This is a genomic window from Streptomyces sp. NBC_00377 (assembly GCF_036075115.1).
Taxonomy (GTDB): Bacteria; Actinomycetota; Actinomycetes; order Streptomycetales; family Streptomycetaceae; genus Streptomyces.
This window is the reverse complement of sequence record NZ_CP107958.1, coordinates 6,470,776-6,488,353: the sequence shown is the minus strand read 5'-3', so window position 1 is coordinate 6,488,353 and position 17,578 is coordinate 6,470,776. Positions and strand designations below refer to the sequence as shown.

Annotated in this window: 17 protein-coding genes and 1 riboswitch; of the genes, 11 read left to right on the top strand and 6 right to left on the bottom strand. The window is 72.7% G+C overall.

What is annotated here, in order from left to right:
* Positions 1 to 69: 69 nt before the first annotated feature.
* The 3 genes from OHS71_RS28855 (at position 70) to OHS71_RS28845 (ending at position 2,413) form a co-directional block, all read left to right on the top strand.
* Positions 70 to 849 carry a hypothetical protein gene (locus OHS71_RS28855; RefSeq protein ID WP_328482238.1) on the top strand — a complete coding sequence of 260 codons (780 nt, stop codon included), beginning with the start codon at positions 70 to 72 and terminating at the stop codon, positions 847 to 849.
* A gap of 105 nt (positions 850 to 954) precedes the next feature.
* Positions 955 to 1,965 carry an LLM class F420-dependent oxidoreductase gene (locus tag OHS71_RS28850; protein WP_328482237.1) on the top strand — a complete coding sequence of 337 codons (1,011 nt, stop codon included), beginning with the start codon at positions 955 to 957 and terminating at the stop codon, positions 1,963 to 1,965.
* Between the two features lie 157 nt (positions 1,966 to 2,122).
* Positions 2,123 to 2,413: a hypothetical protein gene (locus OHS71_RS28845; protein WP_054238057.1), complete on the top strand. Its 291-nt coding sequence runs from the start codon at positions 2,123 to 2,125 to the stop codon at positions 2,411 to 2,413.
* 54 nt (positions 2,414 to 2,467) lie between these two features.
* Here OHS71_RS28845 and OHS71_RS28840 read toward each other — a convergent pair whose 3' ends face one another.
* The 3 genes from OHS71_RS28840 to OHS71_RS28830 are packed head-to-tail and all read right to left on the bottom strand — an operon-like array spanning position 2,468 to position 5,711.
* Positions 2,468 to 3,538, bottom strand: coding sequence for a prenyltransferase/squalene oxidase repeat-containing protein (locus OHS71_RS28840; RefSeq protein ID WP_328482236.1), 1,071 nt, complete (start codon positions 3,536 to 3,538; stop codon positions 2,468 to 2,470).
* Positions 3,535 to 4,278, bottom strand: a complete 744-nt coding sequence (locus OHS71_RS28835) for a class I SAM-dependent methyltransferase (protein WP_328482235.1) — start codon at positions 4,276 to 4,278, stop codon at positions 3,535 to 3,537. The genes OHS71_RS28840 and OHS71_RS28835 overlap by 4 nt, the downstream gene beginning before the upstream one ends.
* Positions 4,272 to 5,711: a glycosyltransferase family 4 protein gene (locus OHS71_RS28830; protein ID WP_328482234.1), complete on the bottom strand. Its 1,440-nt coding sequence runs from the start codon at positions 5,709 to 5,711 to the stop codon at positions 4,272 to 4,274. The genes OHS71_RS28835 and OHS71_RS28830 overlap by 7 nt, the downstream gene beginning before the upstream one ends.
* A 209-nt stretch (positions 5,712 to 5,920) precedes the next feature.
* On the opposite strand from OHS71_RS28830, the gene OHS71_RS28825 reads away from it, so the two are divergent.
* Entirely contained in the window at positions 5,921 to 6,595 is a 675-nt protein-coding gene (locus OHS71_RS28825) for a TetR family transcriptional regulator (protein WP_328482233.1), read from the top strand.
* 207 nt (positions 6,596 to 6,802) lie between these two features.
* On the opposite strand, the gene OHS71_RS28820 is transcribed toward OHS71_RS28825, so the two are convergent.
* Together OHS71_RS28820 and OHS71_RS28815 are read right to left on the bottom strand one after the other, a co-directional pair.
* Positions 6,803 to 7,012 (bottom strand): ferredoxin, encoded by a 210-nt coding sequence (locus OHS71_RS28820; RefSeq protein ID WP_328484675.1) that lies wholly within the window; start codon positions 7,010 to 7,012, stop codon positions 6,803 to 6,805.
* Between the two features lie 92 nt (positions 7,013 to 7,104).
* Entirely contained in the window at positions 7,105 to 8,562 is a 1,458-nt protein-coding gene (locus OHS71_RS28815; protein WP_328482232.1) for an aldehyde dehydrogenase, read from the bottom strand.
* Between the two features lie 444 nt (positions 8,563 to 9,006).
* Here OHS71_RS28815 and OHS71_RS28810 point away from each other — a divergent pair, with 444 nt between their 5' ends.
* Positions 9,007 to 10,056 (top strand): MBL fold metallo-hydrolase, encoded by a 1,050-nt coding sequence (locus tag OHS71_RS28810; protein WP_328482231.1) that lies wholly within the window; start codon positions 9,007 to 9,009, stop codon positions 10,054 to 10,056.
* Between the two features lie 64 nt (positions 10,057 to 10,120).
* Here OHS71_RS28810 and OHS71_RS28805 read toward each other — a convergent pair whose 3' ends face one another.
* The gene (locus tag OHS71_RS28805; protein ID WP_328482230.1) at positions 10,121 to 10,780 is read right to left on the bottom strand and encodes a phosphotransferase; all 660 of its coding nucleotides are present in this window, start codon (positions 10,778 to 10,780) and stop codon (positions 10,121 to 10,123) included.
* A gap of 44 nt (positions 10,781 to 10,824) precedes the next feature.
* Positions 10,825 to 10,938, top strand: a riboswitch (cobalamin riboswitch).
* A 157-nt stretch (positions 10,939 to 11,095) separates the two neighbouring features.
* On the opposite strand from OHS71_RS28805, the gene OHS71_RS28800 reads away from it, so the two are divergent.
* The 6 genes from OHS71_RS28800 to OHS71_RS28775 all read left to right on the top strand — a co-directional run bounded on the left by OHS71_RS28800 (position 11,096) and on the right by OHS71_RS28775 (position 17,547).
* Complete coding sequence (locus OHS71_RS28800; RefSeq protein ID WP_328482229.1) at positions 11,096 to 12,367, top strand: prenyltransferase/squalene oxidase repeat-containing protein; 1,272 nt, start codon at positions 11,096 to 11,098, stop codon at positions 12,365 to 12,367.
* Complete coding sequence (locus tag OHS71_RS28795) at positions 12,364 to 13,071, top strand: SCO2322 family protein (protein ID WP_328482228.1); 708 nt, start codon at positions 12,364 to 12,366, stop codon at positions 13,069 to 13,071. Before OHS71_RS28800 ends, OHS71_RS28795 begins: the two co-directional genes overlap by 4 nt.
* Positions 13,064 to 14,167, top strand: a complete 1,104-nt coding sequence (locus OHS71_RS28790) for an energy-coupling factor transporter transmembrane component T (protein ID WP_328482227.1) — start codon at positions 13,064 to 13,066, stop codon at positions 14,165 to 14,167. The genes OHS71_RS28795 and OHS71_RS28790 overlap by 8 nt, the downstream gene beginning before the upstream one ends.
* The gene (locus tag OHS71_RS28785) at positions 14,164 to 15,957 is read left to right on the top strand and encodes an ABC transporter ATP-binding protein (RefSeq protein WP_328482226.1); all 1,794 of its coding nucleotides are present in this window, start codon (positions 14,164 to 14,166) and stop codon (positions 15,955 to 15,957) included. Before OHS71_RS28790 ends, OHS71_RS28785 begins: the two co-directional genes overlap by 4 nt.
* Positions 15,954 to 16,790 (top strand): ECF transporter S component, encoded by an 837-nt coding sequence (locus OHS71_RS28780; RefSeq protein WP_328482225.1) that lies wholly within the window; start codon positions 15,954 to 15,956, stop codon positions 16,788 to 16,790. The genes OHS71_RS28785 and OHS71_RS28780 overlap by 4 nt, the downstream gene beginning before the upstream one ends.
* 334 nt (positions 16,791 to 17,124) lie before the next feature.
* Positions 17,125 to 17,547, top strand: a complete 423-nt coding sequence (locus OHS71_RS28775; protein ID WP_328482224.1) for a transglycosylase SLT domain-containing protein — start codon at positions 17,125 to 17,127, stop codon at positions 17,545 to 17,547.
* The last annotated feature ends 31 nt before the right edge of the window (positions 17,548 to 17,578 follow it).

The window sequence follows — 17,578 nt, the reverse complement described above, 5'->3', positions numbered from 1 at the left end:
TGACAGCGACGCCTCTACCGATACGTGTGTGCGTGTACCGATGACGAGACGACTGACGAAGGACCTGAAGTGAATATCCGCTCCCTCACTCGAGGCGACGGCGTGCTGATCGGGGCAGCGGTATTGCTGTTCATCGCGTCGTTCCTCAAGCTCTACACCGTCGACGGGTACAGCAGCATCTCCGTCAACGCATGGGACAACCTCGGTTACGGCCTCGGCCTCTACATGGGCGGTGTCATCGGTGCCGCCCTGATCGTCCTCAACCGTGTGCTGCCGCAGCCGCGCAAGGTCGCCGGTCTGGACCTCGGGACGGTGGGCGCGGCGTTCTCCGTCCTCGTCGCGTGGTGCCTCTTCTGGACCCTGGTGGACGTCGGTGACGGCACCAGCGCGGCCGCCGGTCTCATCCTCGGCTTCATCGCCGCCCTCGTTCTGGCCGGCGCCGCGATCGCCACCCCGCTGGTCCCCGCCCTCCAGGCCGCTCTCCTCCCGGCGCCCAAGCCGGCGGCCCCGCAGCCGTACGGCGCGCAGCCGCCCGCCGGTTACGGTTACCCGGGCGCGCAGCAGCCGCCGGCCTTCGGCGGTCAGCCGCAGGGCCAGCCGGGCCAGCAGCCGTTCGGCGGCCAGCCGGCTCCGGCGCAGCCGGCCGCCGGGGACTTCTCGCCGTTCTGGTTCGCCGTGCCGGTGCCGCGTCCGCTGTACGCCGAGGACGGCGCTCCGATGCCGATCGCCGAACTGGCGCCGGGCACCTGGTACCTCGCGGTGGAGCAGGGCTCGCAGGGTCTGGTCGCCCAGACGCAGGACGGCCGCCGCGGCGTGCTGCGGGACGCCTCCGGCATCCAGCGCGGCTGAGTCCCCGCGCGCACAGGGTCACACGGCCCCTCGCCCTTCCGGGCGGGGGGCCGTTGTCGTACAGTCGCAGCCTCCCGTTGTCTGACGCACCGTCAGGAGGCTGCCATGCGGCTCGGTCTGGCGCTCGGCTACTGGGGCCGCGGCCCCTCCCCCGACCATGTGGAGCTGGCGCTCGAGGCGGAACGGCTCGGCTACGACTCCGTGTGGACGGCGGAGTCCTGGGGCTCGGACGCCTTCACTCCGCTGACCTGGATCGCCGCCCGGACGTCGACGATCAAACTGGGCACCGCGGTCGCGCAGATGGCGGCCCGCTCCCCCACCGCGACCGCGATGCACGCCCTCACCCTGGATCATCTCTCCGGCGGCCGGATGATGCTCGGGCTAGGCCTGTCGGGCCCCCAGGTGGTGGAGGGCTGGTACGGGCGCCCGTTCCCGAAGTCCCCGCTGACCGCGACCCGGGAGTACGTGGACGTCGTACGCCAGGTGCTGCGCCGGGAGGCGCCGGTGGAACTGGACGGCCGCTTCCACTCCCACCCCTACCGGGGCCCGGACGCGACGGGCCTCGGCAGACCGCTCAGGTCCATCACCCACCCCCTGCGCCCGGACCTGCCGGTGCTGCTGGGCGCGGAGGGTCCGCGCAACGTCGCCCAGACGATCCGCGTCGCCGATGGCTGGCTGCCGCTGTACTGGTCCCCGAACCGGCCGGACGCGTACGGGCCCGCGGTGGCCGAGCTGCCCGAGGGTTTCCGGGTCGCGCCCCTCGCCCAGGCACGCGTCTGCGACGACGTCACCGAGGGGCTGCTCCCCGTGAAGGCCATGCTCGGCTTCTACATCGGCGGCATGGGCCACGCCACCCGTAACTTCCACGCCGACCTGATGGCACGCATGGGTTACGGGGAGGAGGCCGAACGCATCCAGGAGCTGTTCCTGGCCGGGCGGCGCGAGGAGGCGGTGCTGGCCGTCCCGGACACGTTCGCCGACGAGATCTCCCTCGTCGGCCCCCGCGAACGCGTCGCCGAGCGGCTGGAGTCCTGGCGCAAGGGGCCGGTGACGGATCTGCTGGTCGTCGCCCCGGACCGGAACACCCTGCGGGTGCTCGCGGAACTCAACTCGTAGCCAGGGGTCACCGAACCGATCGCGGCGGGACGGCGCCGACCCGCGTCCCGGTCGCGAAGGCGCCGTCGCCGCAGCCGATTCCGCAGATCATGGCCACGGGCGTACGGGGTGCGAACGCTCCTGGTTTCAACCGGGATTCCGGGGCCAGACGGAGAACATGTCTCGATATCGCAGTGGTTCCAACTCCGCCGGAACGGTCATAGCGGTCGTCGCGGACGTCATGGCCGTCATCCTCGGGCTGTGGATCCTCATGTACCTGCTGGACGCCAACCGGGGCAACGACCTCGTCCAGTTCGTCCATGACGCGGCCAACTGGCTGGCCGGCTGGTCCCGTGACCTGTTCACGTTCGACGAGGCGTGGGCGCGGGTGGTCGCCGGCTACGGCCTGGCAGCGGTCGTCTACCTGTTCATCGGTCACGCGATCGCCAACCGGGTCCACCGCCACTAGGCCGTCGCCCGGGCGGGTCCGGAGCCGGGCTCCTGGGACCCGCCCGGGCAACGGTCAGACGCAGCAGTCGACTTCGAGCCCGGACGGCAGGTGCTCCCCGCCGAACACGGCGCAGGTGGCCTCGTGGCCGCCGAGGGCCGCCACGGCGAGCAGCAGCGATCCCGCGGTCCAGGTGGTCAGCTCGCGGGGCCAGATCGCCTCGTCCTCGAACACGAAACCGGTCCAGTACAGACCCGACTCCGGATCACGCAGATGCTGGATCGACTGGAGGATCTCCAGCGCCCGGTCGGACTCGCCCATCACCCACAGCGCGAGGGCGAGTTCGGCCGACTCCCCGCCCGTCACCCACGGGTTGGGGACGACGCACCGCACGCCCAGTCCCGGGACCACGAACCGCTCCCAGTCGGCCTCGATACGGGACTTGGCCTCCGTACCGGTCAACGCGCCGCCCAGCACCGGGTAGTACCAGTCCATCGAGTAACGGTCCTTGTCGAGGAACCGTTCGGGATGACGTCGTATCGCGTGGCGCAGCGCTCCCGCCGCCAACTCCCAGTCGGGCTGGGCCTCTTCGCGCTGCTCGGCGATGGCCAGCGCACAGCGCAGCGCCTGGTGGACGGAGGAGGAGCCGGTGAGCAGCGCGTCGGCGGTGGGGGTGCCGTCGTCGTCGCGCCGCCAGCCGATCTGCCCGCCGGGCTGCTGGAGCCGCAGCACGTACTCGACCGCCGCGTAGACGGCCGGCCACATGCGGTCCAGGAAGGTGTCGTCACCGGTGGAGAGGTAGTGGTGCCAGACGCCGACGGCGATGTAGGCGACGAAGTTCGTCTCCCGCCCGCGGTCGGTGACGTCGTCGAAGGCACCGTCCGCGTAGGCCGCGTACCAGGAGCCGTCCTCGTTCTGGTGCCTGGCCAGCCAGCTGTACGCCCGCTCCGCGGCTTCGTGCTCGCCCGCCGCGTCCAGCGCCATCGCGGCCTCGGTATGGTCCCACGGGTCGAGGTGGTGGCCCCGGAACCAGGGGATCGCGCCGTCCTCCCGCTGTACGGCGAGGATGCCGGCGACGGTCTCGGCGGCCTGCTCCGCGGTGAGGACCCCGGGCAGGACGAGGTGTTCTGTCCGGGGAGTGGTCACCGGCCGGCCGCCTCGGGGAGACGCGGGAGGTGGGGCTTGGTCGCGTACGCCACGAAGCTCTTGCCGATGAGCGGGTTCAGTGTCTGCTCGGCGACCCGGGTGGCGAGGGGCTTCTTCATGATGTCCCAGACCAGCAGCTTGTGGTACGCCCGCACCGGCAGCGCCTTGTCGTTGTCGACGCCGAACGCGCACTTCAGCCACCAGTACGGCGAGTGCAGCGCGTGGGCGTGGTGGGTGCCGTAGGGCTTCAGGCCGGCCTCGCGGATCTTGGCGAGCAGTTCGTCCGCCTTGTAGATGCGGATGTGGCCGCCCTCCACCTCGTGGTAGGCGTCCGAGAGGGTCCAGCAGACCTTCTCGGGGCCGTAGCGCGGGACGGTGATCGCGATGCGGCCGCCGGGCCTGAGCACCCGCACCATCTCGGCGAGGACGCCCTTGTCGTCCGGGATGTGCTCCATGACCTCGGAGATGATGACGACGTCGAAGGACTCGTCGGGGAAGGGCAGGGCCAGGGCGTCGCCCTCCATCGCGGTCGCGGTGGCGCCCTCGGGGGCCTCGCCGGCCTCCTTCATCGCCGCGAACCACTTGGCGACCTCGCGGATCTCCTCAGCGTTCTGGTCGAGGGCCACGACCTGCGCGCCTCGCCGGTAGCACTCGAAGGCGTGCCGGCCGGCGCCGCAGCCGAGGTCCAGGACCCGGTCGCCCGGGGCGAGCGGGAACCGGGAGAAGTCGACGGTCAGCACGTGGCCCTGCTTTCGCGATCGCGATCGGATGCTTCGGATACGGCGTCGGCGCCGGCGCCCGCGCCGACGGACTCGACGGTTCGGGGGGCGGCGACGGCCGCGGAAGCCCCGGCGACCCGTGGGCGACCGCCGTCGGCTATCGCCTCGCGGTAGCGGGCCACGGTCCCCTCGGCGGCCCGCGCCCAGGTGAAACGCTCGAGCACCCGTCGGCGGCCGGCGGCGCCGAGCCGGGCCCGCAGTTCGGGGTCCTCCAGCAGCCGTCCCAGACCCGTCGCCAGCGCGCCGGAGTCGCCCGGCGGCACGGCGAGACAGGTCTCCCCGTCGCGCCCGGCGACCTCGGGGATCGCCCCGCCGGTCGTGGCGAGCAGGGGGGTGCCGGTGGCCATGGCCTCGGCGGCCGGCAGCGAGAAGCCCTCGTAGAGCGACGGCACGCAGGCGACCTCCGCCGAGCGCACCAGGTCGACCAGTTCGGCGTCGGAGATGCCCTTGACGAACTCGACGGCGCCTTCGAGGCCGTACCGTTCCATCGCCTGGGCGACGGGCCCCTCCTGCGGGCGCTTGCCGACGACGACGAGGTGGGCGTGCGGGTGCTCGGTGCGCACCTTCGCCAGGGCCTCGACGAGGAAGACCAGTCCCTTGAGGGGGACGTCCGCGCTGGACGTCGTCACGATCCGGCCGGGGACGACGGCCACGGCCGGGTCCGGCGAGAACAGGTCGGTGTCGGCGCCGATGTGGACGACGTGGATGCGGTCGTCGCGGACACCGAGGTGGTCGGCTATCTCCTGGCGGGAGGTGCCGGAGACGGTGAGCACGGACGGCAGCCGGCGCGCGACCCGCTTCTGCATCCGGGTGAACGCGTACCAGCGGCGCACGGAGTACCGCCGTCGCCGCCCTTCGGCGGCGTCCAGCTCCAACTGCCGGTCCACGGTGATGGGGTGGTGGATGGTGGTGACCAGGGGCGCGCCGATGTCCCCCAGCAGCCCGTAGCCCAGGGTCTGGTTGTCGTGCACGATGTCGAACTCGCCGCTGCGCGCGCGGAGGTGACGGCGGGCCCGCAGCGAGAACGTCAGCGGCTCGGGGAAGCCGCCGGTCCACATGGTGGCCACCTCGAGGGCGTCGATCCAGTCGCGGTACTCGCCTCGCCCGGGGGTGCGGAAAGGATCCGGCTGACGGTAGAGGTCGAGGCTGGGCAGCTCGGTGAGGGAGAGGCGGTCGTCGCCGTGGCCCGGGTCCAGCACCGGATAGGGCTGGGAGCCGATCACCTCGACGCGGTGACCGAGGCGGACGAGCTCACGCGAGAGGTGGCGTACGTAGACACCCTGGCCCCCGCAGAACGGGTTCCCCTTGTACGTGAGGAGCGCGATGTCGAGCGGTCGCCTGCCGTCGGCAGCGAGGTCTTGCCGTGACCCTGCCTGACTGGCCTCAGCGGTCACTCCGGGCCCCCTTCTGCCTGCATTGTCCCGCGAGACTACGACGGGACGCTAATCTAGAACAAGTTTCAGACTTGATCGTTCGGGAGGCTCCGAATCTACCGGCAGGTAGCAGAGCTGTGAGCAGTGGATCAGGTGATTCACGCCACGGCCGACCGTCCCGCCGAGCTGTGTGCCCACTGAGCCTCACCGACTGTCACGGAACGGGACCCATGTCTGCGGAACCCGGCGCGCAGCGCCCCTCTCCCCCACTCGGCTCCGCCCGACCGGGCGGGCCCGCGTCCTCCCCGCTCACCGAGCGGCAGGAGGCGCGCCGCCGCCGCATTCTGCACGCGAGCGCCCAGTTGGCCAGCCGGGGCGGTTTCGACGCGGTGCAGATGCGGGAGGTCGCGGAGTCCTCGCAGGTCGCCCTCGGCACCCTCTACCGCTACTTCCCCTCCAAGGTGCACCTGCTGGTCGCCACGATGCAGGACCAGTTGGACCACATGCACGGAACGCTGAGGAAGAAGCCCCCGACGGGCGAGCGGGCGGCGGACCGCGTCGCGGAGACGCTGATGCGCGCCTTCCGCGCACTCCAGCGCGAGCCGCATCTGGCGGACGCGATGGTCCGCGCCCTGACCTTCGCCGACCGCAGCGTCTCACCGGAGGTCGACCAGGTGTCCCGTCAGACGACGGCGATCATCCTCGACTCGATGGGGCTGACCGACCCCACCCCGGAGCAGCTCTCCGCCGTCCGCGTCATCGAGCACACCTGGCACTCGGCGCTGATCACCTGGCTGTCGGGCCGTGCCTCCATCGCCCAGGTGCGGATAGACATCGAGACGGTGTGCCGCCTGATCGACGTGACGGACCCCCACGCTCCCGCGTCCCCCCGGACGCACGAATAGGACCTACGAGACGGACGGGGGTTCACCCTCGGGTCCTGTCCCGCGACCTTCGGGTGCCACCTCGGTCCGTCCGTCGACGTCGGCCCCGGCGGATGCCTTCGCATCTCGCAGAAGTCGGCTACTCCGGTCGGACCCCCTCATTCGTCTCGTAGGCCACTACCAGGATAAAACGCCCAGAACATTGCGCAATACCCCAAGAGGAACTTTCTACTCCTCCGGTGGGAACACCGCTTCACCGCTGCCCGCCAGCGTGATCATGATCGCCTCCACCGGGCAGCTCTCCGCCGCCGTCAGCACCCGTTCGTTGGCGTCCGTGTCCGGGTCCAGCGGATGGGACTGGCGCGCGGTGTCCAGCCGGAAGCCGTCGGGCGCGTGGTGGAGGCACTGGGCGGAGCCGATGCACAGGGACCGGTCCACCTCGACGTGCCACCGGTCCGCCGCCCCCGCGCCGGCCTGCGCCTGCGCCTGCGCCTGCGCCTGCGCCTGCGCGGGAGGTATCTCCACCCGGCTCACCCCTCCCACCCCGCCGGCAGGTGGATCATCTTGTGCTCGAGGTACTCACCGAAGCCCTCGGGCCCGAACTCCCGCCCCAGCCCGGAGTTCTTGTAGCCGCCGAACGGACCGAGCATGTCCAGGCTGAAGGTGTTCACCGAGTACGTGCCGGTACGGACCTGCCGCGCGACCTCGATCCCGTGCCCGACGTCGGCCGTCCACACGCTGCCGCTGAGCCCGTACTCCGAGTCGTTCGCGATCTTCAGCGCCTCGGACTCGTCGCCGTAGGGCAGGAGGCAGATCACCGGACCGAAGATCTCCTCCCGGGCGATCCGCATGGAGTTGTCGACATCGCCGAACAGGGTCGGCTCCACGTACCAGCCGCGCTCCAGACCGGCCGGACGCGCCCCGCCCGTGAGGATCTTCGCGCCCTCCTCCTGCCCGATCCGGATGTAGTCGAGGTTCCGGCGCTGCTGGCGCCGCGCCACCAGCGGGCCGACCTGGGTCGCCGGGTCCAGCGGGTCGCCGACGATCAGCGCGGCCGTGGCGGCGGCGAACGCGTCCGCGAACTCGTCGTAGCGCGAGCGCGGCAGGAGGATGCGGGTCTGGGCCACGCACGCCTGCCCGTTGTTCATGAAAGCGGCCGAGACGATCCCGGGGACGGCCGTGGCGATGTCCGCGTCGGGCAGCACGACCGCGGCCGACTTGCCGCCGAGCTCCAGCGTCACGCGGGTCAGGTTCCGCGACGCCACCTCCATGACCCGCCGGCCGGCCGCGACCGAGCCCGTGAACGACACCTTGTCGACGCCCGGGTGCCCGACCAGGTACTCGCTCACCTCACGGTCCGCCGGAAGGATCGAGAGCACGCCCTCAGGCAGCCCTGCCTCCTGTGCGATCTCGGCCAGCAGATACGCGTCGAGCGGTGACTCCGGCGACGGCTTCAGCACCACCGTGCAACCGGTGAGCAGCGCGGGCGCGAGCTTGGCGGCGGCGACGAACTGCGGGACGTTCCACGGGACGACGGCCGCGACCACCCCCACGGGCTCCCGCCGTACGAGGATCTTCCCGAGCACTCCGTCGCGCCGCTCCTCGTAGGTGAAGCCGCGCGCGACGGTGATCGCCGCGTCCCACACCATCATCGCGCCGAGGGCCTGCGCGAGGACGCTCCAGGAGTACGGGGAGCCGTTCTCGGAGGAGATCACCCGGGCGATCTCCTCGTGACGCATCGCGATGCCGTCCTTGATGCGGGTCACTACGGCGATCCGCTCGTCGAGCGACAGGCGGGGCCAGGGCCCCTCGTCGAAGGCCTTCCGCGCCACCGCGACCGCCCGGTCCACGTCGGCCGTGGACGCGTGCGGCACCCGTCCGATGACCTCCTCGGTGTGCGGCGAGACCACTTCGATGACGTCCTTGCCCAGGGGGTCGGTCAATTCCCCGCCGATGAACAGCTGTCCGTGTTCCACGAGCTCGGCCATGGCCACTGCCTTCGTCGTCGTCTACGTTTCTGACGGTGTTTCAGGAACTGATACCAGTTTCGGCCGAACTAAGCCAGGGCCGCCGTTGAACCGGCCCCCACCAGCGGGTTTTCACCGCTGCCGGGAAATTCCGTCATGCCGCGCGGGTCGTCCGCGAGCCGCCTGCTCCGGGTCGTCCGCCGAGTCCGGCGGGACGGGCGCATGGGCTTCCCCCTGTCCGGGCGATCCCGAGCGCAGACGGACGGCGGGGGGCGTCGGCCCGGAGCGGCGACGGGCCGTGGCCGGCGCGCAGCGGACCGTCCGAGGAGGGCCGGCGGAGGCCGTCGGCGACAGACGACGACCGCTTCACGGTGGCCAATACGAATCTCCCCGAGCTTCCACCGACCCACCTGACGATACGTCAGTTCTGGCTATAGTGGGCGATGGCCGTGTGACGGAGGGCAGATGAAAAGCAGTTCGGACGGACCCACCACGTACGACCACGGCGGCGGCGTCCGCTCCCTGCGGGTGCCCATCCCCGACAACCCGCTGGGCCACACCCTGGTCTACGTCGTCGACACCGACCGCGGACCGGTCCTGATCGACACCGGCTGGGACGACCCGGCCTCCTGGGACGCCCTGACCGCCGGACTGACCGCATGCGGCACCTCGGTCGGGGAAGTGGCCGCAGTGGTGATCACGCACCACCACCCCGACCACCACGGTCTGTCCGGCCAGGTGCGGGACGCCTCCGGGGCGTGGGTGGCGATGCACGCGGCGGACGCCTCGATCGTGCGGCGCACCCGCGAGACGCGCCCCGAGCGCTGGTACACGTACATGGCGGCCAAACTCGCCGCGGCCGGCGCACCCAAGGGGCACATCGCTCCGCTCCGCAGGCCCCCCGACCACCGTCGCCCCTTCCCCGGGCTGGCGCCCGCCCTGCCGGACCGCGAGATCGTCCCCGGCGAGTTCCTCGACCTCGCCGGCCGCCGTCTGCGCGCGATCTGGACCCCGGGCCACACCCCCGGCCACGTCTGTCTCCACCTCGAGGAGGACCACCCCGCTCGACTCGCGGGCCGCGGACGCCTCTTCTCCGGCGACCACCTGCTGCCGGAGATCACCCCGCACATCGGCCTGTACGAGGACCCCGACGACGCCACCGTCACCGACCCGCTCGGCGACTACCTCGACTCCCTCGAACGCGTCGGCCGCCTCGCCCCCGCCGAGATCCTCCCCGCCCACCAGCACGCCTTCACCGACGCCCCGTCCCGGGTGCGGGAGTTGCTCGTCCACCACGAGGAACGCCTCACCGGCCTCCTCGCGCTCCTCGCCACCCCCCTCACCCCCTGGCAGCTCGCGGAACGCATGGAGTGGAACCGGCCGTGGGAGCAGATCGCCCACGGCTCCCGGAACATCGCGGTCTCGGAGGCCGAGGCGCACCTACGACGCCTGGTGAAGCAGGGGCGCGCGGAGGCGGTGACGGGGACCGAGCCGGTGACGTACGTGGCGGTGTGAATCCCCGACGAGCCGCGCCGAGACGAGCCGCGCCGACACGGCCCGGCCCGGCCCGGCAGCACACTCAGCCCGTCAGTGAGCGGATCAACCCCTCTGCCGGGCCCAGGAGTTCCGTCTCCTCCCGGCTCATCGTCGGATTGGCCGCCCGCCGCCGGAGTGCCTCCCCCAAGCCCTCCTCGGTGAGGCCGCGGGGGTCGGCGAGCAGCGCGGTCAGCATCGCGCGGGCCGGGCCGGCGAACGGCTCGGCCGAGACGGCGACCTGGGCGAGGATCACCGCGGACGTGCCCCAGTCGAGTCCCGGGTCACCCTCCTCCGTATTGGCCCAGTCGATGACCCGGGGGCCTTCGGGCGTGAGGACCACGTTGTCCGGGTGAAGGTCGAGGTGCAAGATGCGGGCGCCCGCCGAGACCCGTCCCGGGAGGGCGTGCAGCTCGCGCAACAGCCGGGCGAGGACCGCCCCCGCCTCCTCCGGGGCCAGCGTGCCCGCCGCGAACGCCTGGAGCATCGTCGGCCCGTGCAGCCGTTCCATCACCAGGTCGGTGCGCGAGGCGGAGGGCCGCACGGCGGGCGCCGGGTAGCCGTGTTCACGCACGTGCGCCATCACCGCCCCGAGGGCGGCCGAGTCGTCCCTGCCCTCCCGGTCGCGGCGCAGCACCCACGCCTCGTCGATCTCGTACACGTCGGCCGTGCGCCCCGAGCCGAGCAGTCTCCCCGTCGCTGACATGGGCGTGAACCTACTCCCGGGCACAGCCACCCCTCGGGCTGATTCCTACCTGCCGGTAGAGTGGCCGCGTCGTCATCACGCCCGTACAGGGGGAAGCCGGTGCAATTCCGGCGCTGACCCGCAACCGTGAGCCGCCCAGCCGTCCTGGTGGGCACAGTGGCAAGCCGGATCGCCCGGTACGGACCGTGACCGGCTCACGTGCGTCAGCAAGCCCGCCGTCGCACGGCACCGTCGAGGTCACGGAGCCGAGCCGCCGGGATGTCCCGTGCTGCCCGGCCGCGTGACCTCCCCGACCGGGAGAGGCACCCGCCGATCATGAACATCCGCCGCAGCGCCGCGACCCTGGCCGCCGCCACCGTCGTGCTGGGTGCCGCCGTCCCCGCCGTCGCCGCGACCCCGTCCCCGACCCCGACCCCGACCCCGACCCCGTCGGTGGCGATACCCGACGGGCTGTACGGCACCGCCGACCCGACGTACGACGGCGTCTGGCGCCAGTCGCTGGCCCTGCTCGCGCAGCGGACCACGGGCGTCACCCCCGCCGAGCGGGCCGTGGCCTGGCTGACCGGGCAGCAGTGCGCGAACGGCGCCTTCGCCGCGTTCCGCGCGGACACCGCCAAGCCCTGCGACGCCAAGCTGATGGTGGACACCAACAGCACGGCGGCCGCCGTCCAGGCACTGGCCGCGCTCGGCGGCCACAAGGCCACGACCGACAAGGCGGTCGGCTGGCTGAAGTCCGTGCAGAACGCCGACGGCGGCTGGGGTTACACCCCCGGCGGGGCCAGTGACGCGAACTCCACGTCGGTGGTCGCGGGCGCGATGGCGGCGGCCGGACAGCAGCCCGCCGCGGTGAAGAAGGCCGGGAAGTCGGCGTACGACGCCCTCGTGAGGCTTTCCGTTCCGTGCGACCGGGCCGGCGGCGGCGCGTTCGCGTACCAGCCCGACAAGAAGGGCGGCCTCGCGGCCAACGCGGACGCGACGGCGGCGGGCGTGCTCGGCGCCCTCGGCAAGGGGTTCGTGACGACGGCCGGGAAGACGCCGACGTCGGCGGAGCACACCTGCGCCGCAGCCGACGCGCGCACCCCGGGCGGGCTCGCCCGCAACGGCGCCGCCTACCTCGCCGCAGCCGTCCTGACCGACGGCTACCTGAAGTCCGCGCTCCCCGGCGCCGCGGACCAGCCCGACCACGGCAACACCGCCGACACCGTGGTCGCCCTCGCCGCGCAGGGGTGGACCGAGCAGGCGAGGAAGCCCCTCGCCTGGCTCGAGCAGAACTCCGCGGCCTGGGCGAAGCAGAGCGGCCCCGCCGCCTACGCCCAGCTGATCTTCGCGGCCCACGCCATGGGCGCCGACCCCCGCCGCTTCGGCGGCGCCGACCTGGTCGCGCAGCTCGACGCGACGGGTCCGGCCCCGAAGGCCACGACGAAGGCCGACGGTCGGGCCGCCGGCTCCGACGACACCTCCGCCACCGAGAAGAAGGACGACTCGGATTCCGGCTTCGGCGTCTGGTGGACCGTCGGCGTCTTCCTCGTCGCCGGCATCGGCATCGGCTTCCTGATCAGCGGACGCGGCAGGAAGCAGCAGCCGTGACGCGCCGGTGCGCCGCCCTCGTCCTCGCCGCGCTGCTGCTGCCCCTGACCTGCGCGGTCCAGTCGGCCCAGGCCGCCGGATACCGCTACTGGTCCTTCTGGGACCGCTCCGGCGACGACTGGACGTACGCCACCCAGGGACCGTCGACCGCCCGGCCGTCCGACGGCGACGTCCAGGGCTTCCGGTTCGCGGTGAGCGCGGACTCCCAGGATGCCTCGCAGCCGCGCGAAGCGGCCTCCTTCACCGCGATCTGCGCGAAGACACCGGCGCGGGACGGCACGAAGCGGGTGGCGCTGGTCATCGACTTCGGCACGACGGCGGACGCACCAGGCGGCGAGACGCCGCCGTCGCCGCGCACCGCCTGCGCCCGGGTCTCCCCCGGCGCGACGACGGCCGAGGCCCTGGCCGCGGTCGCCAAGCCCCTGCGCTACGACACGAACGCCCTGTTGTGCGCGATCACGGGGTACCCGCGGACGGGCTGCGGCGAGCAGGTGTCCGGGCAGGCGCCCGAGCAGTCATCGGGAGAGACCTCCGGGCAGGAGTCGGGCAAGGCGTCGGGCAAGGAGAAGCCGGCTTCCGCCGGGAAACCGGAGGAGAGCGGCGGCCCGTCCGTCGGCCTCTACGCCGGCGCGGCCGCCGTGGCGCTGCTGGGCGCGGCAGCGGTCCGGCAGGCCCGGCGGCGAGGATCGCGCGGGAATGGCTGAGCGCCGCCCCCGCCCGCGAACCACCCCGCTCCACCCCGCCGCCTGGTGGCTCTGGGCCCTCGGCCTCGGAACCGCCGCCACCCGCACCACCAACCCGCTCCTCCTCGGCCTCTGCCTCACCGTCTCCGCCTACGTCGTCACCACGTGCCGTCCCGACACTCCCTGGTCCCGTTCCTACTCCGCGTTCCTCAAGCTCGCCCTCGCGGTCCTCCTCGTCCGTCTCCTCTTCGTCGTCGTCCTGGGCTCCCCGATCCCGGGCACGCACGTGCTCGTCACGCTCCCCGAAGTCCCGCTCCCGCACTGGGCGCAGGGCATCCGGCTCGGGGGCGCGGTCACGGCCGAGGGCCTGCTCTTCGCGTTCTACGACGGCCTCAAACTGGCCACGCTGCTGGTCTGCGTGGGCGCAGCCAACGCACTGGCCAGCCCCTCACGCCTGCTCAAGACGCTCCCGGGCGCCCTGTACGAGACCGGGGTGGCGGTGGTCGTGGCCCTCACCTTCGCCCCGAACCTGATCGCGGACGTCCACCGTCTGCGCGCCGCCCGCCGCCTCAGGGGCCGCCCCGACAGCGGCCTGCGCGGTCTGCTCCAGGTGGGACTGCCGGTTCTGGAGGGCGCACTGGAACGTTCCGTCGCGCTCGCCGCCGCGATGGACGCCCGCGGCTACGGCCGTACCGCCGAAGTCCCCGCGCCGGTCCGCCGGACGACCGCCGCCCTCACGCTCGGTGGTCTGCTGGGCGTCTGCGCGGGAACATACGGTCTGCTCACCGCGGCGGGCGGCACCTACGGCCTGCCGGTACTGCTCGCCGGGGTCACCGCGGCCCTCGCCGGACTGCGGCTGGGCGGCCGACGCTCCCCGCGCACCCGCTACCGCCCGGACCGCTGGACCCCGCGGGCGTGCCTGGTCGCCGCCTCCGGCGTCGCGGTCGCGGCTCTCCTCATCCTCGCCGCGACGTCCGACCCGGCGGCCCTGCATCCCGGTGTGGTCCCGTTGACCGCCCCGGCCCTCCCGCTCGGCCCCGCGGCGGCCGTCCTCCTGGGCCTGCTGCCCGCCTTCCTCGCCCCCGAAAGCCCCGCCTCTCCCGAGGAGCCGTCGTGATCCGCTTCGAGAACGTCTCCGTGACGTACGACGGCGCCGCCGAACCCACCGTCCGGGGCGTCGACCTCACCATCCCCGAGGGCGAACTCGTGCTGCTGGCGGGCCCGTCGGGTGTCGGCAAGTCCACGCTCCTCGGCACGGTCTCCGGCCTCGTACCGCACTTCACCGGCGGCACCCTGCGCGGCCGCGTCACAGTGGCCGGCCGGGACACCCGCACCCACAAGCCGCGCGAACTGGCCGACGTGGTGGGCACGGTGGGGCAGGATCCGCTCTCGCACTTCGTGACGGACACGGTCGAGGAGGAACTCGCCTACGGGATGGAGTCGTTGGGCCTGGCGCCGGAGGTGATGCGGCGCCGCGTCGAGGAGACCCTCGACCTGCTGGGCCTGGCCGCCCTGCGCGACCGCCCCATAGCGACCCTCTCCGGCGGCCAGCAGCAGCGGGTCGCGATCGGCTCGGTCCTCACCCCGCACCCGCGTGTCCTCGTCCTGGACGAGCCCACGTCCGCGCTCGACCCGGCGGCCGCCGAGGAGGTCCTCGCCGTACTGCTCCGCCTCGTCCACGACCTCGGTACGACGGTGCTGCTGGCGGAGCACCGTCTGGAACGCGTCCTCCAGTACGCCGACCAGGTCGCCCTGCTGCCCTCCCCGAGGGCGGCGCCGCTCCTCGGCCCCCCGGCGGACGTCATGGCGGTGTCCCCGGTGTTCCCGCCGGTGGTCGACCTGGGCCGGCTGGCGGGCTGGACCCCCCTGCCGCTGACCGTCAGGGACGCCCGCCGCCGCGCCGGTGACCTGCGGGAACGGCTGCCCGAAGGGGCCGGCCCCGCGCATCCCTCCGATGCCGCGACTCCCTCCGATGCCGTGCGTCCCTCGGCCCCTTCGCATCCCTCGGCCCCCTCGCATCCGTCGGATCACGTGAATCCCTCGGATCCGCCGGTCCCCCGGCTGCCCGGTCAGCGCTTCGCCGGCTTCCGCAGGCACCGGCGTCCGTCCGCGTCCGCGGCCGGCGCGGCCCCCGGCTTCCCCGCCTCTCCCGCCGAGGCCCGTTCCCTCGCCGTTCGCCGGGCCCGCGTCCAGGCCCTGCGGGGCGTCGACCTCACCGTCGGGCCCGGCGAGACGATCGCCCTCATGGGACGCAACGGCGCCGGGAAGTCGACGCTGCTCAACACCTTCGTGGGTCTGGTCGAGCCGTCGGCGGGAACGGTCCACGTGGGCGGCCTGGTGCCGCACCGCACTCCGCCCCGGGACCTGGTCCGCCGGGTCGGTCTGGTCCCCCAGGAGCCGCGCGACCTGCTGTACGCCGACACGGTCGCCGCCGAGTGCGCGGCCGCCGACCGGGACGCGGGGGCCGCCCCAGGCAGCTGCCGCGCCCTGGTGACGGACCTCCTCCCCGGGATCACGGACGGCATCCACCCCCGCGACCTCTCCGAGGGCCAGCGTCTGACCCTCGCGCTGGCGGTCGTCCTCACCGCCCGCCCCCCGCTCCTCCTGCTGGACGAGCCGACCCGGGGCCTGGACTACGCGGCGAAGGCCCGCCTGGTCACCGTCCTGCGCGGGCTGGCCGCCGCCGGGCACGCGATCGTCCTGGCCACCCACGACGTGGAGCTGGCCGCGGAACTGGCCCACCGAGTGGTGCTGCTCGCCGAGGGCGAGGTGATCGCCGACGGCCCGACGGCGGAGGTGGTGGTCTCCTCCCCCTCCTTCGCCCCGCAGGTCACGAAGATCCTGGCCCCGCGGAAGTGGCTCACGGTCGCGCAGGTGCGGGCGGCGTTGGGGGAGGCGCCGCGATGACGGGGCCCCGTCGGCGTCCGGTGCACCTGGGCCCTCGGTCCCTCGCCGCGCTGGCACTGGTCAGCGCGGTCGGCGTGATCGCGTTCGGCTGGCCCTTCCTGGCCCCGCCCACCTCCGCCCTGAACGCCCACGCCCAGGACGCCCCCTGGCTCTTCGCGGGTCTGCTGGTGCTGCTGGTCGCGGTCGTGACGGCGACGATCTCGGAGTCGGGGCTCGGCGCGAAGGCGGTGGCGATGCTGGGCGTGCTGGCGGCGACGGGCGCGGCCCTGCGTCCGATCGGCGCGGGCACGGCGGGCATCGAGCCGATGTTCTTCCTGATGGTGCTGAGCGGCCGGGTCCTCGGCCCGGGCTTCGGCTTCGTCCTCGGCTCCGTCACTATGTTCGCGTCCGCGCTGCTCACGGGCGGGGTGGGGCCGTGGATGCCGTTCCAGATGCTGGCGATGGGCTGGTTCACGATGGGCGCCGGTCTGCTGCCGGGCGCCGACCGGCTCCGTGGCCGTGCCGAACTGATCCTGCTGGCGGGGTACGGCTTCCTCGCCGCCTTCGCCTACGGCACGGCGATGAACATGGCCGGGTGGCCCTTCATGGGCACGCTGGCCTCCGGCGTCACCTTCGACCCGGACGGCACGGTGGCCGCGAACCTGGCCCGCTTCGCCGCGTACTGCGTGGCCACCTCGCTGGGCTGGGACCTGGGCAGGGCGCTCGTCACGGTCCTGCTGACCCTCACTCTCGGCCCGCCCGTGCTCAAGGCGCTGCGCAGAGCCACCCGCCGCGCCGCCTTCGAGACCGCCGTCACATTCGAGGCACCGGAGAAGGCTCCGCAGGGCCGTTGACCGGTGAACCACCCCACATGACCCACATCACCTACTACCCTGCATAGTCGGACAAATCGGAAGCCATGCGCATGCCAATTCGGGCTCTGACCTGCGCATTGAGAGCCAGGTCACACGGCGCACTCACTCTCCCAATACGGCCACAACTAGCAAAAGGGGTCTTTGCGGACGGATCCCGATCCTGTTTCTCTGGATGACGTCGCACGGTGCCGACGAGCCCACGGGCCTCGGCGCCACGGCATGCAGCCACCCACCGCAACCACACGGTGCGGCACGCACCGCGTGACTCCGGCATGCAAGCGACCACAATCGTCCCCGAAGGAAAAGGTTCCTCGTGTCCGTCTCCGTCATCCGTCGCATCGCTTCCCCGAAGAAGGCCCTCACCGGCATCGCCGTGGCCGCCGCCACCGCAGGCATGGCGCTGTCCGCAGCCCCGGCCCACGCCGCGACGAAGTCCGCCCCCTCGGCCGCCCAGGCCCAGGCGATCGCGCACAAGATGATCCCGAACGCGGCTCAGTACAAGGCCTTCGCCAACATCGTGAAGCACGAGAGCGGCTGGAACGTCAGCGCCACCAACGCCTCCTCCGGCGCCTACGGCCTCGTCCAGGCCCTTCCCGGCTCCAAGATGTCCTCGGCCGGTTCCGACTGGAAGAGCAACGCCAAGACCCAGATCAAGTGGGGCCTGGACTACATGAACTCCCGCTACGGCAGCCCGGTCGCGGCCTGGCACTTCTGGCAGGCCAACGGCTGGTACTGAGCCGAACCCCCCATGAACGCGCGATACGCGC